This window comes from Thiomicrorhabdus arctica DSM 13458 (assembly GCF_000381085.1).
GTDB classification, from domain to species: domain Bacteria; phylum Pseudomonadota; class Gammaproteobacteria; order Thiomicrospirales; family Thiomicrospiraceae; genus Thiomicrorhabdus; species Thiomicrorhabdus arctica.
In genome coordinates this window covers 1459430-1474224 of the sequence record NZ_KB905899.1, presented here as the reverse complement: position 1 = coordinate 1474224, position 14795 = coordinate 1459430, and the positions used below count along the sequence as shown (strand labels likewise).

Genomic DNA, 14795 nt, shown 5'->3' with positions numbered 1-14795 from the left:
AGACTCGATTTATTTGAATGGTCATCAATGCTTGAGAGGCCTTTTTAATATTAATTGTTCCTTTGCATTTGGCCAGACCTGGTTAATTCACGTTTTAAAATTCATGCCTTCGTGGTTAACTTAAGCGAGAAACTAAGCTTAACTTAATCATGAAAGCTGAAACTTAGGCGTCGCCCATCACGATACGCTCTAAAATTTCCCAACGTTCAAAAGCGCCTTCAAGTTCGCCTTCTTTGTCTTCTAATTGTTTCAGCGTGGCCTGTACGGTTTCATTATCATTTTGATAAAACTCGCTGCTGCCGACTTTTTCAGCCAAGGCTTCTAATTCAGTTTCCAAGCCCTCAATTAAAGCCGGTAAGGCATCATATTCACGCTGATCTTTAAAGCTTAGCTTGATGGCTTTTTTAGCGACTGGCGTGGCCACAATTTCTTTGGGTTTTTCAGTTTTAGGGGCTTTTTCTGCTTTGATTTCAGAGGTCGTCATCTTTGGATGAGCCGACTCTAAACGTGCCGCCGAACGCGTATTGGCATATTTAGCCGGACGCTGACGTAACCAGTCGTCATAACCACCGATATATTCATTCACATCGCCCGGTGCATCAAACACGATTGAGCTAGTACAGACATTGTTTAAGAAAGCACGATCGTGGCTGACGATTAAGACCGTACCTTTATAGTTCATCAATAACTCTTCCAACAGCTCTAGTGTTTCAACATCTAAATCGTTGGTCGGCTCATCGAGGATCAGTAGGTTAGACGGTTTAGCGAATACGCGTGCTAGTAGCAGACGATTACGCTCTCCCCCCGACAAAGACTTCACTTTTTGACGAGCACGTTCTGGTGAGAAGAGGAAGTCCGCCAAATAGCCCATAATATGTTTACGTTGACCATTGATTTCAACGTAATCACTCTCTTCAATCACACTTTCGACCACTGGCTTATTTTCATCCAATTGCGCACGGTGTTGATCGAAGTAGGCGATATCGAGGTTGGTTCCCATAGTGATGGTTCCGGAAGACGGCGCTTGTTTACCAAGCAGTAATCCGATTAGAGTCGATTTACCACAACCGTTCTCTCCGATAATCCCCACCTTGTCGCCACGCATAATGACGCCACTGAAGTCTTCAATAATGGTTCTGCCAGGCCAGCCAAAGGTCACATTCTTTAACTCAACAACCTGTTTGCCAGATAGGTCTGCACGGTTAAGTTGTAAGTTCGCTTTACCTTGCTGATTACGACGTGACTGATGCTCTGAACGCAGTTTTTCCAACTCGCGAACACGACCTTCGTTACGGGTACGGCGTGCTTTGATGCCTTGACGAATCCAGACCTCTTCTTGGGCTAATTTTTTATCAAACAGTGCATTTTGTCTGGCTTCATTTTCTAAGACAGCCTCTTTACGTTCTAGGTAGGTGTGATAATCACACTGCCAATTGGCGAGCTTACCGCGATCGAGTTCGATAATACGGGTTGCTAGGGCTTGCAAGAATGCTCTATCATGCGTGATAAAAACGAGTGAACAGTTCACGCCTTTGAGAAAGCCTTCTAGCCATTGAATGGAGGGAATATCCAAGTGGTTCGTCGGCTCATCGAGTAACAGAATATCAGGCGCTTGAACCAACGCCTGGGCAAGAAGCACTCGGCGTTTCATCCCCCCTGATAATCTCGAAAACTCTGCATCGGCCTGTAACTCTAATTTAGAGATAATGGTGTCGACTTTTTGCTGTAGCTCCCAACCGTTTTGCTTTTCGATGCCTTCTTGGACCTTGGAAAACCGTTCCATCAGTTCATCGGTGTAATTCTGCTCCATCTGAACACTGATTTCATGAAACTCCTCAATCAACTGACCGGCATTGCCTAACCCTTCCGAAATAACGTGAAACACAGAGCCGTGCATATCATGCGGTACTTCTTGTTGCAGTTTGGCGATGGTCACGCCATCTTGCACAATGCGGGTTCCGCCATCAGCCTGAATCTCACCTTCAATGACTTTCAACAGGGTCGACTTACCTTCGCCGTTACGGCCGACTAGACAGACACGTTCATTGGCTTCGATCTGTAAAGAAGCTTTGTTGAATAAGGGAGCCGAGCCGAAGCTGAGGGACATTTCACGTAAAAATAGTAGCGCCATAATAGAGAGTCTTTTTATTGTAAATTCATCATCCATTTTGAATGAGGAGTTTTAAGTTGGAGGTATAGAAACCGTATCTCTTTGGTAGAGGTTTAAATATCTGGTTACTATACCTGAATGCTGAGGATTATATTCTCACTGGAGTGAATTGGGTAGCTATCGACCCGGATTTTGTGGTGCTGCTTGCCCGATAAGCTTGATAAAGCTTGTTGTTGCCAATATTTAACGATTAAATCTGTTTGCTGTTTAATATGTTTGTCTTTATGGTTCCACAAATTAAATAACACCAGGCCTGGTGACTTTAAGTTGTTCAATAGATTCTTTTGAAATTCCAGCTCAGTAAAGTCATTCGGTAATCCTTCTTCATCAAAGACATCGACAATAATCACATCATACTTCGTTAGGCCCTCTGCAATAAAGTCCCAAGCATCTTCTTGCATGGCTTCAATCTCAGGTACTTTTGGCAAATGAAAATAGTCATAAGCGATATCGATCACCGCTTGGCGCAGTTCAACAATATGAATTTGCATCTCTGGCTGTAGAGCATTGAGATGGCTGGCAATGGATCCGCCACCCATACCCAGCATCAAGACCCGTTTGAGCGGATGTTTTTCATGAAAGTCTAAAATTTGTGCTTCGATGACTTGCTGGTATTCAAACGACAAGGTCATCGGCGCATGAAAAAAGAGCCGACTCTGTTCCACTGGCGAGCCAAAAAATAGACTGCGCATTTGGGGGGTATCAACCACTTCAATCAAACCAAACTCATCACGTTGACAATGTATCAATGAACCGCCATATTTCTGCTTGGTTTTTAGATCGATATTTAACTCTGAGTCGTTCGCTTTATTCGTCATTAATCCGCCATCAATGCGGTCCACCATAGACGAAGTCTTAAGCCCATACTAGTGGTTAAACCGACTTCAACAAACGCAATTTCGCCGTTTGGTGCGATGACAAAATCAGCGGGCACGGCTTTAGCGCCAAGCACTTTTAGCCACTTGCCTTCTAAATCGTTGACGATAATATCGGGGTTCATCTCATTGTTTTTGGCAAAGGTCAGTAGTTGGTCATCATCTGCCGACTGGGAGGCGATATTAATCACCGCATACTCTTTTGCCACCGATTCAATACCCCCTTTACTGATGTCACATATAGGACACCAAGTTGCCCAGATGTGGATTAACACGGGTTTACCTTGTTGGTTTAATGCTTGCAGGTCAATGGTTTTTCCGGTGATGCTCTGTACGTGCATAATCGGCGCTTGCCCTTGTACCACATCGCCTTGCATATAAGGGCGTAGCAATAAAAATACGCCTACAAAAAGCAAACCAGTCAAGGTATTTTTAACCCAATTCTTTTTCCAAAACGGTGGGGCTGCGTCAGGTTGTTTTTCAGGCGTGTCGGAGTGTTTTAAGGACATATTTTAGATTCTGTTTTGTTGGGTTGTTTGTATAATAAGCGATATATTATAACGGTTTATCCATACGGATTCAGTACAACCAGTTTAGTGCAGATCATAACTGTGATGGCGCGAGTCATAATGATCGTTTGGAGTCAATATGCAAGCAAGTTTCAACAACTGCTTGCCTTGACGAGACCTTAAATAGTCTTGATGCCTTTATAGGGACATTATTTAGATCGAGCTAGAGGATGAAGAGATTGTAAGCATCCAACGGGAAATGAAGTTGAGTATTTCAACGCCAATAAATGCTGGAGTTATTTGCAATGAATGGATCGAATGGGGTTTTGAGCTTAAAATGTTTTGCGATAAACGTGTTGAGCAAAAATCATATGATGGGTCTTAACCGTTTAAGTTCATCATCGGTAAATAGCCTAGAAATGGTCATAAATCGCAAACCTAAGGGGATTTCCAAAGAAAAACTAGAGCCTCTACCTTCTGAAACATCGATTGTAAGATGGGTGTTTTTCCAAAATTCAAATTGGTCTGCTGCCATATAAAATTCACAACCATGTATCTTTCCAAGCATAACATCTCGTGATCCCGTCATAAAGTCACCGACGACAAAACACATGGGTGCTGAACCATCGCAACAGCCACCACTTTGATGAAACATTAACTCTCCGTTGTTTGCTCTTAGTCTATCAATGACGTCTCTAGCTTTATCGGTCACATCAACACGATCACTCAATTTTTCAGTGTTCATATTTCTTTCTCTTAAACATAAATATTAATTGCCGAAGCTTTAGCTACGGCAACTTATTTTTTAAAAACAGCTTTAAAAATCAATCGTTAGTTTAGAAAAAACCTAATGCGTTTTTATCATAAGAGATCAGAATGTTTTTAGTTTTACGATAATGATTCAACATCATTTTGTGCGTTTCACGCCCGATACCAGACTTTTTATGCCCACCGAAAGAGGCGTGAGCAGGATAGGTATGATAGCAGTTAGCCCAAACACGACCAGCATCTATTCCCCGGGTCATTTTATGCATCTGATGAACATCTCTTGTCCAAACCCCGGCACCTAATCCATACATGGTGTCATTTGCAATTTTGAGTGCTTCATCTTCATCTTTAAAAGTTGTTACACAAAGAACGGGTCCAAAAATCTCCTCTTGGAAGACTCTCATGTTGTTGTTACCTTTTAATAGTGTCGGCTGGATGTAATAACCATTTGGAAAGGTTTTATTTTTGAAAGCGCCACCGCCACATAATATCTCAGCACCTTCGGCTTTACCGATTTCAATATAATTTAAGATTTTTTCATATTGGTCACTTGAGGCTTGAGCCCCCATCATAGTGCTAGAATCTAGCGTATCACCCATCTTGATAGCGCTAATTCTTTCAAGACAACGTGCCATGAATTTTTCATAAATACTTTCTTGAATTAATGCTCGAGAGGGACAAGTACAGACTTCCCCTTGGTTAAAGGCAAATAAAACCAAACCTTCAATCGCTTTGTCAAAAAAGGCATCATCTTCTTCCATAATGCTTTCAAAGAAAACATTGGGAGACTTGCCGCCTAACTCTAACGTGACAGGCACAATATTTTCAGAGGCATACTGCATGATTAAACGTCCAGTAGTCGTTTCACCTGTAAAGGCTACTTTACGAATATCAGGGTGTGTTGCTAAGGGTTTACCCGCTTCAAGCCCAAAACCGTTCACAATATTTAAAACGCCTTGAGGGAGTAGATCTTGAATAATTTCCATCATCACTAGGATTGAAGATGGGGTTTGCTCTGCAGGTTTTAGCACTACGCAGTTACCCGCGGCTAGAGCAGGCGCAATTTTCCAACAGGCCATTAAGATTGGAAAATTCCAAGGAATTATTTGTGCAACAACCCCTAATGGTTCGTGCACTTCCATGGAGACCGTATTTGCATCAAGATCAGAAATTTCTCCTGAGTCCGCTCTAATGACGCCTGCAAAATATCTGAAGTGATCAATGGACAAAGGAATATCCGCAGCCATCGTTTCACGAATGGCCTTACCGTTATCCCACGTTTCTGCATGTGCTATCGCTTCGAGATTCTGTTCCATCGCATCGGCTATTTTAAGCAGTATATTGCTTCTGTCAGTGGCGGAAGTTTTCCCCCAAGCTGTAGACGCTTTTGTGGCAGCCGCAACCGCAAGATCAATGTCTTTATTAGATGATCTAGGAATTCTGTTGATAAATTCACCTGAAACAGGAGAAGTGTTTTCAAAGTATTTTCCATCGACTGGTGGGACCCATTTTCCACCAATGAAATTCTCATACTGTTCTTTAAAACCATGTGTTTGACCTGACATCGTCGTCTCCATCTAATGATTGTTTATATAGGCTTTCGATTGTCATAACGTTCGACAAAAAGCAAAGAAGCTCATTCATATCTTTTTTTCTTAATAATCAGCTTGCTTGTAATATAATCTTTAGTGGTCTTGAGCGATTGTCTGAACGTCCAGGAAAATTCAAGCTCAGTCCAAACTTACAACATCTAGGAAAAATTTATTACCGAATGAATTCTCTTAAAGATATCCGTAAGCCTAAAACTCTAGTGGAAAACAAAATTAGTTTTGCCGCTGATGAGTCAGAAGTTAGTATTTATGATACTTATGAAAAGGCCAGTAGAGTACACTTAAAAGCAGATGAGTTACTGCTTTGCGGGATGGTGTCTGGGAAAAAAATCATGCACTCTGAAGGTGTAAAAAGTAGAATCGATGAACAAGTTTTTCTGCCGCATGAAAGTTTTATTATGGCCCCTGGTGAAAGTGTTGAAATAGACTTTCCTGATGCAACAATGAGCCACCCTACAATTTGTCTGACGGTTGAGATAGCAAAAGAAAAAGTGCTGAAGATTCATGAACGCATGTATGAAAACTTTCCTGCTCTTAGCGGAGATTCTATCTGGCAGCCAGGAACTTCATTCCCGGTTTTGCATACACATCACTCACATGAAACCCAAGAACTTTTAAATCAATTAACTCATTTATTTACTGAAAATCATCCTGACAGAAAATTGTTAATCGATTTACATATTTCTGAGCTAATTGTTCGAATGTTACGGCATACAACTAGAGCGTTTTTATTACGTTATTGCAATAGAGATCCCGAAGCTAACAGCCTAGTGGCAGCACTTTATTGGATAAATAAAAACTTAATAAAGCCGCTTGATATTGATGCATTGTCAAAACACGCTTGTATGAGTAGAAGTAGTCTTTATGAATTATTTAGAAAACAACTCGGCTGTTCACCAGTGGAGTGGCAGCAGCAAACGCGTCTGACATTAGCCGCAGAAAGAATTAAAAATGGAGAGTTAATCACTGTGGTAAGTTATGACCTAGGGTTTAATACGCCTAGCCACTTTTGTCACCGTTTTAAAAATCTTTATGGGTGTACAGCATCGGAATATAAATCAAAGTTTTAGGCATCCCTTTTAACAGACCTAGATTACGGTACTGATACGGTCTGAGTTTTCTTCACAAAGGTATTTGAGGAACTAAATTGTCTTTGTGACAAGTATGTAGCCTTTAGGGGGACACTTTAAAGGATTTAAAACAGAACGAAATCGAGAATGACCAGGCCTGGTCGTTTTGTACATCAAGATTCGTTCGGCATAATCTCTGAATAAAATTCAAAGCTTGCAAAGTCTTTAGGGTCAATTTTATCCAACTTTGGGCTGACATACGTGGCGCATAATGGGTAAGCAATGCCATACTCTTTGGCGGTCTGTAACGCGCGTAGGTTATCATCAATCAATAACGTGCGCTGTGGGTCGTAAGCGATGACGTCCTGAATTTTTGACCAGATGGTGATGTCCTCTTTCGGCATGCCAAAATCATGTGCTGAAATCAGTTCATCAAAATAGTCACCTATTTCGGTCATCTCTAGCTTAATCACCAAGCTATCGCGGTGTGCGTTAGTGACCATCACCACCGTTTTATTGTTGGCCTTAAGTGCGGCTAAAAACTCCATTACCTCTGGATGTACTTGAATTTGATGCTTTAACTCACGCTTCAACTGGGCGACGGGTAAATCCAATGCTTCGGTCCAGTAATCCAAACAATACCAATTTAAAGTCCCGGTTTGCGAATGAATCTTTTCATGAATCAGGGCTTTTGTGGATTCAAGCGACACTTTGTTTTTGGATGCATAGGCCTGGGGAATCACTTCCATCCAAAAATGCCAGTCGAAATGTAAATCCAACAAGGTACCGTCCATGTCGAGTAGGACAGTGTCTATTTGTGACCAGTTAAGATTTGCATTCATTGGTAATCAGGAACCCTTAGCGTTATTATGAAAAGAATATTTTTAGTTTAACGGTTATTCAGCATGTCTAAAAAAGCACCTACTATTTTATCGGAAAAAATCGCTTCGCAGTCACGGATTTTTACGGTGCAGTCTCAAGATATCACTTTTTCGAATGGTACCACCGTGACGTATGAACGTTTGCTGGGCAGTGTCGACGGTGCGGTATTGATAATTCCAATGCTTGAAGATGGTACTTTACTGTTAATTAGAGAGTATGGCGCCGGGGTCGGGCGTTATGAACTGGGCTTTCCGAAAGGCAAGATTGACCCGGGGGAGACTTGGCGAGAGGCCTCTATTCGTGAGAGTCAGGAAGAGATTGGATTTTTACCTCAAGAGGTCAAATTACTGGATTCGGTGAGTTTGGCAGCAGGTTATATGACGCATCATACTCACATTGTGTTGGCGACAGGGTTGACGCCACAAAATGCCGAAGGTGATGAACCAGAGCCCCTCGAGGTAGTGCCGTGGCATTTGGATGATTGGCAGGGATTGTTGGCGGACCCCGACTTTAGCGAAGGTCGTGCTTACGCCGCGCTGATGTTGGTCTTAAAAGAGATGGGGAAAATATGAACTCGCGTGCAGTTACATCTGAAGAGTTGGTTAAGTGGTTGCCCGAAGTTTGCCATATCGCATATCTTGCCGGTCAACATATATCAACTTTATATCACCAGTCTAAGAGGTTAGATGTCGAGGATAAAACGGATGGTTCGCCCGTGACCGAGGCCGACAAACAAGCCGATAAAATGATCACTATGGCTTTACAGGCTCTGGTGTCGACGATTCCATTGATTACCGAAGAGAGTGTTGCGGACGTGCCGTTTGAAAGTCGTCAGGCCTGGTCGACTTATTGGTTAGTCGACCCCTTGGATGGCACTAAAGAGTTCATTGGTCGCACCGGAGAGTACAGTGTGAATATTGCACTGATCGTAGATCATCAGCCAGTGTTAGGTGTGGTATATGGTCCTGAAATAGGGAGCTTATACTTCTCGATTAAAGGCCAGAAGGCGTTTAAATTAAGCGGTCTGACAGCAGGTTTATCTCATCATCAATGGCTGTCTATATTAGAAAAAGCACCGTCGATCCAAGTCAATTCTTTGCAAGACAAACACTCTGTAAAACAACAAGATCGGGTTTCGAAGGGGTTGGATGGTCACGTTGGTGAAAAAATTAAAGTCGCAATAAGTCGGCGGCATGGCGGCGTATTACAACGCTTCACAGCGCAATTGGGAGAAGTCTCTTTAATTAAAATGGGTTCTGCCTTAAAAACCTGTTTGGTCGCTGAAGGTAAGGTTGATATCTACCCACGGTTTGGCCCGACCTCGTTGTGGGATACCGCGGCATCTCACTGCATTCTTGAATCCGCAGGGGGTGCACTGCTGAATGCAGCAGGACACCCTTTGCAGTATGTACAAACTAAATCGCTTCTCAATCCCTTCTTTATTGCGGTTTGCGATAAAAACTATCCGTGGCCGCATTTTCCAGAAGTGTTTTAGACTTGAGAAGCTCTCTGTTCATTTAATATTTCAGTGCTCTTAATGGGTGCGTCGATTGCTAAAAGCTCTGTTTGAGTAACTTTATCTACATCAGGGGTAATCTTAAAGTGCCCTACAAATTCAACCTGTTCTTCCGCTTGTTCACTCATACTGCCAGCGGTTGCCGAGAGCTCTTCCACAAGCGCCGAGTTTTGCTGTGTCGTTTGGTCTAAATTAGAGACGGCTGTGTTGATTTGATCCAGCCCTTTTGACTGTTCCAGAGCCGTTGATGCGACTTCTGATACGAGATCTTCAACACTTCTTATTTTGTTTACCATCTGTTCGAAGACGGTATTTGTCTGCTCAACGAGGGATGTCCCCGCTTCAATTTGTTGAGTGGCAGAGGTGATTAATGTTGAGATGTCTTTAGCCGCCGCCGCAGACTTTTGCGCCAGACTACGCACTTCGCTGGCTACGACGGCAAAGCCTCGTCCATGTTCACCGGCTCGTGCAGCTTCAACAGCAGCGTTGAGTGCCAGTAGATTCGTTTGGAAAGCAATGCTGTCAATAACACTCGTAATGTCCCCAATTTTATGACTTAACTCGGTGATGTTATTCATCGCTTCAATCGTGCGACGCATGACAATAATGCCTTCGTCTGCTTCTTGGGCGGCGGTATGCGCGAGTGTATTGGCTTGAGCGGTATGTTGGGTTGATTGTTGCACGGTTGAGGTCAGCTCTTCCATGCTGGCGGCGGTCTCTTCCAAAGAGGCGGCTTGCTGTTGTGTGCGTTGCGATAGGTTATCACTGGCAACGGCGACATCATTCGACATGGTACCGATTTCAGTTGCTCCGCGTTTAATGTGTCCGAAAGTGGCTTCAATGTTGTTTAAGGCGCTGTTTACAGCGGTCTTCATGACAAGCAGATCTCCTTCGTAGTCATTTTCAATACGTAAGGTTAAATCCCCCTTGCTCATACCAGAAAGGATTCTGTTAAGTGTTTGGGTCGTTTGGCAAAAGCTTTCTAATAACGCATTCATTGAATACGAAATATTGCGTTCAAAACCATTTAGGTTGTCGGTGGGGATCTTTCCGCTGAGTGTGCCTTTAGAAGCATCATTAACAATACGTTCAATATTGGCCTCGATAGCTAATTGTTCCGTCATATTAATCCATTCAATCACCGTACCCAAACGCTCACCATTCGCTCCGAAAATAGGGTCTGTTACCGTATCTAAAACAATTGAACCAATGTTCATTCGCGTTTTATAGGTTTTGCTTGCATGGTCCAACAGTTGAATCTGTTGTTCAGGTTCTTGGAACAAGACATCAATGTTTTTTCTAAGGAGGTTGTCACCTTCAAAATCTGGCAACCCTGCTTTCAATTCGCTTTCGGCAGAATGAAACATTTTTCCTAAAGAGGCATTTACGAAGATGATACTGTGAAAACGGTCAATGACCATAATATTAGAGGAGGTGGCGTTTAAAGCACTTTCGATGCGTTGTGAACTGTTTAATGCCGATTTAACATCATCAATATCCGTGCCGAGTTTTATTTGTAATGAGTCAAGACATCCTAGAATTTGTGGCAATAAACTTGACCCTTTAGAATCAATTAGTGTCTTAAAGTTTCCAGTCGTTATCTCTGTAATATGCGTATGTAAACGCTTAAGCTGTTTGGCATTGCTTCGCGAGGCAAGCATAAGCAGTAGAACAAGAAGAATACCTACGGTTTCTAAGATACCCTTAGGAATGAGCGTGGTTATATTACTAAATGTGACCGGAATGAGGGCTGAGATCAACATTAAAATAGCCAAGACGGAGATAATCGGTGCTAGGTTAAAATGTAGCAATGGATTTAACGTGTCTTTTAGGCTGGCGATATGGCCATTAACGAGTTTGGCTTTACCATTTGCAATCGCCTTATAGGCCTGTTCAGCCGCCACTTTTTGTGCGCTGCTTGCAGCATTTCGAACCGACATATAGCCTGTAATAACACCCTTTTCGAAGATGGGTGTGGCCTTGGCAATGACCCAGTAATGATCGCCATTTTTACGTCTATTTTTGACAATTTGGCTCCAAGGTTTGCCTGCTTGTAGCGTTGTCCAAAAATCTTTAAATACGGCTTCAGGTACATCGGGATGTCTAAGTATATTATGCGGTTGACCCACTAAGTCTTTCCATTCAAAGCCGCTGGCCTCAATGAATGCTTCATTTGCTGAGGTAATCTTGCCATGGATATCGGTGCGAGAGACAATCGTGATATCTGGTTTTAAAATGTACTCTTTTTGTGTAACGGTGCCGTTATTTCGCATAAAAAAATCCTATATTGTAAATTGTCTCGCAAGAGCCAAGTTGTTTTTAGAAACAGAGCACTTACTGTCTACCCTCGATATAAGTCGAGAGTCTGATACATGCTTGTTATTTATGGCTTGTGTCACTATGTGGGCTGGTAAGTAAGAGTGAGTCTCTTATTCACATCCATTGCTACAGAAGAAAGGACAAAATAAAGCAGAAGTTTGATTAAAGTATCTTACTTTGCAGGCTGGCAGTCTTTTTTAGTAAAAAGATCCATGACTTTCCGTCCTTGCTTCACAACAAGTTTGGCCAAATCCCTTAAATAACCTTACGATGATTAGGTTAATTTAAAAGTGGTTGAATTATACGATAAATAGGGGAACGCTCAAGTTAAAAGTTAACTTTTTTTTGGGGGGGTGTTGTGTGAGAAGGTTCTGGGTTAAAAATAAGGGGACAATGACGGGATGATTTTCTGGCAGCGTGCTTTAGTTTTTGTACTTGTGCTGTCCGAGTTCTAATAGGCGCGTTTTATAGTCAACAAAGTCCGCAAGCGCTAAGCTATCACTCTCGTTGAGGGGCGAAAAGCTTAATTTAAGGTAGATTGCATTCTCAGAATTGTGCCGATGGATAACGGTGGCATTGATGTGTAGTGTAATGAACTCCTTAAGTGCAGGCACTTCAAACACGAGCTCAAGGTGAGTACCTTCTCGGGCGCCTCGTTTGGTTAAAACCCCCGCTTCAATAAGGGATAGATCCACTAATTGACCTTCGGCCTGACCATTTTGACCAATTAAAGTAATTTTTCGGTCCGTTTTAACCATCTGATTATTCATTTTGTTTATCATTAAGGTGCTCAAGAGATAAGTTCAGTGGGTTTTGTTAAATGCGTGTGAACAACTGTTCAATGCCTCCATTATGCCCGAAAGCATCGATGAAAGTTGACCTAAGCTTTAATGATTAAATTTTTATGTAATGTAAGGCTAGGGAAGAGTCAACCGGTTAAATTTCTATGTTTAACCCTTTGACTATGTACCGCTTTTGAGGGGCTTGATTTAATATTGCTGAATTCTAAGGTCTTGAGTGTTTCTAAGTTTCCTGTGCGTCTGCAAAGCCCTTTAATCTATAAGTTGTACTCAAAAATTTATGAAGAACAGCTTAAGGCCATCTCTTTATGATGCGCTGCGGGGGGCAAAAGGTAATGAGCATACTCAGGTGTCTTGAATATTTCTGGCACGTCATAAGGTGTTATCAGCCAGTTAAACCAGTTATCCAATGGCTCATAATCACCCTGTTCAGCGGCTTCAATAATTTCTTGCGCAATATAGTTACGTAAGATGAGTTTAGGGGTATTCTTTTGAATGAGCTGTTGACGTTGTGGCTCATTTTTCTCCACATCAATACGTTCTTGATATCGAGCCATCCAGAGTCTCCAGGCTTTTGAGTCGGGTAAAAACTCCTCGAACTGAGCATGCTCTGGGGTTGCAAACAGAGCCAACATTTGGAAAAAATAGTGAAAATCTAAACTAGATTGATCCATTAAAATCAAACTGTCGGCAATGAAGTGTTTATCGTCAGGTTGTGGGTGACTTAAACCGAATTTTGCACACATCTTTGTCAGATAGGTTTGGTTGTAGGTTTCGATATAACCATTGATGGCGGCTTCAATCTGTTCGGAGCTTAAAAGCATTGAAAAAGCTTGGCCTAATACCTGACAGTTCCATAAGCCAATATTAGGCTGTTGGCTATAAGCATAACGCCCCTCTGTATCAGAATGGTTGCAAATGTAATGAATCTTGCAATCGTCTAAAAAAGCATAGGGGCCAAAATCGAGCGTTTCCCCCGCAACGGACATATTGTCGGTGTTCATCACCCCATGGCAGAAGCCACTGGCTTGCCAGCAAGCCATTAAGTAAGCAGTACGTTCGTTGATGCTATTGAGCAGTGCTGCGTAACGAATTTCTTCAGGTAAATTTTGATGCTCAGGGTAGACCGTTTTAATAACATAATGAGCAAGTTGTTTAAAATCTGCTTGATTGCCGAGTTGTGCCAACCATTCAAAGTGACCAAAACGAACGTGGGTTTTAGCGACGCGGATATAGGTTGCGCGATCCTCAATCTGCTCTCGCCTGACCGGCTCTGGACTATGGCATATTGAGAGGCAACGCGCGCTTGGCACGCCTAAGGCATGTAAAGCTTCACCGATTAAATACTCGCGAATTGAAGAGCGCAGTACGGCTCGACCATCTCCACGTCGAGAGTAGGGTGTAACGCCTGAGCCTTTTAAATGCAAATCCCAAGGTTGTTGTTGAGCATCTTTTACTTGCCCTAATAGCAGGCCACGGCCATCTCCTAAATCTGGATTATAGTAACCAAATTGATGTCCCGTATATTTTTGTGCAATAGGCTTAAAGCCTTCAGGAAAAGATTCACCTTTGGTCATCTTTAAAAGGGTCTCCGCATCAAAATCGAGTGATAACTCAGCCAGTAGCTTCTGGTTCGTGTGAATTAACAGAGCATCGACTAAAGGTTCAGGCATGGCCGCCCGATAAAAGGTTTTTGGAAGTTCGCAGTAGCTGTTTTCGAAAAGAGTCATGGTTATATCATTCAATAGAAAGTTAAATTTAGAGGAATTGTCTGTTTAGTTTAACGGTAATGGCTGATAAATACCTGAGTAATTTACTAGGATATTATCGTTAATCTAAAGGGCGTATTTCTAAGAGGGAGATTCTCTTCATTGTGTGGTAAATTATAGCGATAGTTAAATAGGGTCTACACGTTGGCTGATTAATCAGTCTGTTTTTGATCATGATAATGTGCTGCTTGCAGCAATGGAGAGAAATATGTCTATCGTTATAAACGTTGAAAATATAAAGTGCGGTGGTTGCGCGAATAGCATTAAACAAAAGATGAATGCTTTACCGGGCGTAGTCGAGACCATGGTTGACGTTGATGCAGGTTCTGTTGCCATCAAGTTCGATACAGAGGTCGATCAACAGCAAGTACTCACGACTGTTAAAGATAAACTGTTAGCAATGGGTTATCCGACCGTTGGCTCGGTAGAAGGACTTAAAGCGGCAGGCGCTAAAGCGAAATCATTTGTTTCGTGTGCGGTCGGCAAAATGACTGATTCAGAGTAAAG

General features: G+C 42.4%; 13 protein-coding genes and 1 riboswitch. Of the genes, 4 read left to right on the top strand and 9 right to left on the bottom strand.

What is annotated here, in order from left to right; all coding sequences use genetic code 11:
• Window positions 1-163 precede the first annotated feature (163 nt).
• From F612_RS0106845 to F612_RS0106825, 5 genes are all read right to left on the bottom strand, one after another.
• Window positions 164-2131 (bottom strand): ATP-binding cassette domain-containing protein, encoded by a 1968-nt coding sequence (locus F612_RS0106845; protein WP_019557018.1) that lies wholly within the window; start codon window positions 2129-2131, stop codon window positions 164-166.
• A 107-nt stretch (window positions 2132-2238) separates the two neighbouring features.
• Window positions 2239-3015, bottom strand: a complete 777-nt coding sequence (locus F612_RS0106840; protein WP_083917308.1) for a spermidine synthase — start codon at window positions 3013-3015, stop codon at window positions 2239-2241.
• Entirely contained in the window at window positions 2988-3554 is a 567-nt protein-coding gene (locus F612_RS0106835) for a redoxin domain-containing protein (protein WP_019557016.1), read from the bottom strand. The genes F612_RS0106840 and F612_RS0106835 overlap by 28 nt, the downstream gene beginning before the upstream one ends.
• 367 nt (window positions 3555-3921) lie before the next feature.
• The gene (locus F612_RS0106830) at window positions 3922-4299 is read right to left on the bottom strand and encodes a DUF779 domain-containing protein (protein WP_019557015.1); all 378 of its coding nucleotides are present in this window, start codon (window positions 4297-4299) and stop codon (window positions 3922-3924) included.
• A gap of 91 nt (window positions 4300-4390) precedes the next feature.
• Complete coding sequence (locus F612_RS0106825; protein WP_019557014.1) at window positions 4391-5887, bottom strand: aldehyde dehydrogenase family protein; 1497 nt, start codon at window positions 5885-5887, stop codon at window positions 4391-4393.
• A 137-nt stretch (window positions 5888-6024) separates the two neighbouring features.
• On the opposite strand from F612_RS0106825, the gene F612_RS0106820 reads away from it, so the two are divergent.
• Window positions 6025-7002, top strand: a complete 978-nt coding sequence (locus F612_RS0106820; protein WP_211209474.1) for a helix-turn-helix domain-containing protein — start codon at window positions 6025-6027, stop codon at window positions 7000-7002.
• 173 nt (window positions 7003-7175) lie between these two features.
• Here the strand turns inward: F612_RS0106820 and yrfG are convergent, their stop codons facing one another.
• Entirely contained in the window at window positions 7176-7844 is a 669-nt protein-coding gene (gene yrfG, locus F612_RS0106815; protein ID WP_019557012.1) for a GMP/IMP nucleotidase, read from the bottom strand.
• A gap of 63 nt (window positions 7845-7907) precedes the next feature.
• Between yrfG and nudE the strand changes: the two genes are divergently transcribed.
• Together nudE and F612_RS0106805 are read left to right on the top strand one after the other, a co-directional pair.
• Window positions 7908-8456: an ADP compounds hydrolase NudE gene (gene nudE / locus F612_RS0106810; RefSeq protein WP_019557011.1), complete on the top strand. Its 549-nt coding sequence runs from the start codon at window positions 7908-7910 to the stop codon at window positions 8454-8456.
• On the top strand, window positions 8453-9379 hold the full coding sequence (locus F612_RS0106805) for a 3'(2'),5'-bisphosphate nucleotidase CysQ family protein (RefSeq protein ID WP_019557010.1): 927 nt from the start codon (window positions 8453-8455) through the stop codon (window positions 9377-9379). The genes nudE and F612_RS0106805 overlap by 4 nt, the downstream gene beginning before the upstream one ends.
• Here the strand turns inward: F612_RS0106805 and F612_RS0106800 are convergent.
• From F612_RS0106800 to F612_RS0106790, 3 genes are all read right to left on the bottom strand, one after another.
• Window positions 9376-11673, bottom strand: coding sequence for a methyl-accepting chemotaxis protein (locus F612_RS0106800; protein ID WP_019557009.1), 2298 nt, complete (start codon window positions 11671-11673; stop codon window positions 9376-9378). The two genes, F612_RS0106805 and F612_RS0106800, sit on opposite strands and share 4 nt — an antisense overlap.
• A 221-nt stretch (window positions 11674-11894) precedes the next feature.
• A riboswitch (cyclic di-GMP riboswitch) is annotated at window positions 11895-11976 on the bottom strand.
• 165 nt (window positions 11977-12141) lie between these two features.
• Window positions 12142-12489, bottom strand: a complete 348-nt coding sequence (locus F612_RS0106795) for a PilZ domain-containing protein (protein ID WP_019557008.1) — start codon at window positions 12487-12489, stop codon at window positions 12142-12144.
• A 308-nt stretch (window positions 12490-12797) separates the two neighbouring features.
• A complete protein-coding gene (locus F612_RS0106790; protein ID WP_019557007.1) occupies window positions 12798-14249 on the bottom strand; it encodes a protein adenylyltransferase SelO in 1452 nt (483 codons plus the stop codon).
• 247 nt (window positions 14250-14496) lie between these two features.
• Here F612_RS0106790 and F612_RS0106785 point away from each other — a divergent pair, with 247 nt between their 5' ends.
• Window positions 14497-14793, top strand: a complete 297-nt coding sequence (locus F612_RS0106785) for a heavy-metal-associated domain-containing protein (protein WP_019557006.1) — start codon at window positions 14497-14499, stop codon at window positions 14791-14793.
• Window positions 14794-14795: the final 2 nt, after the last annotated feature.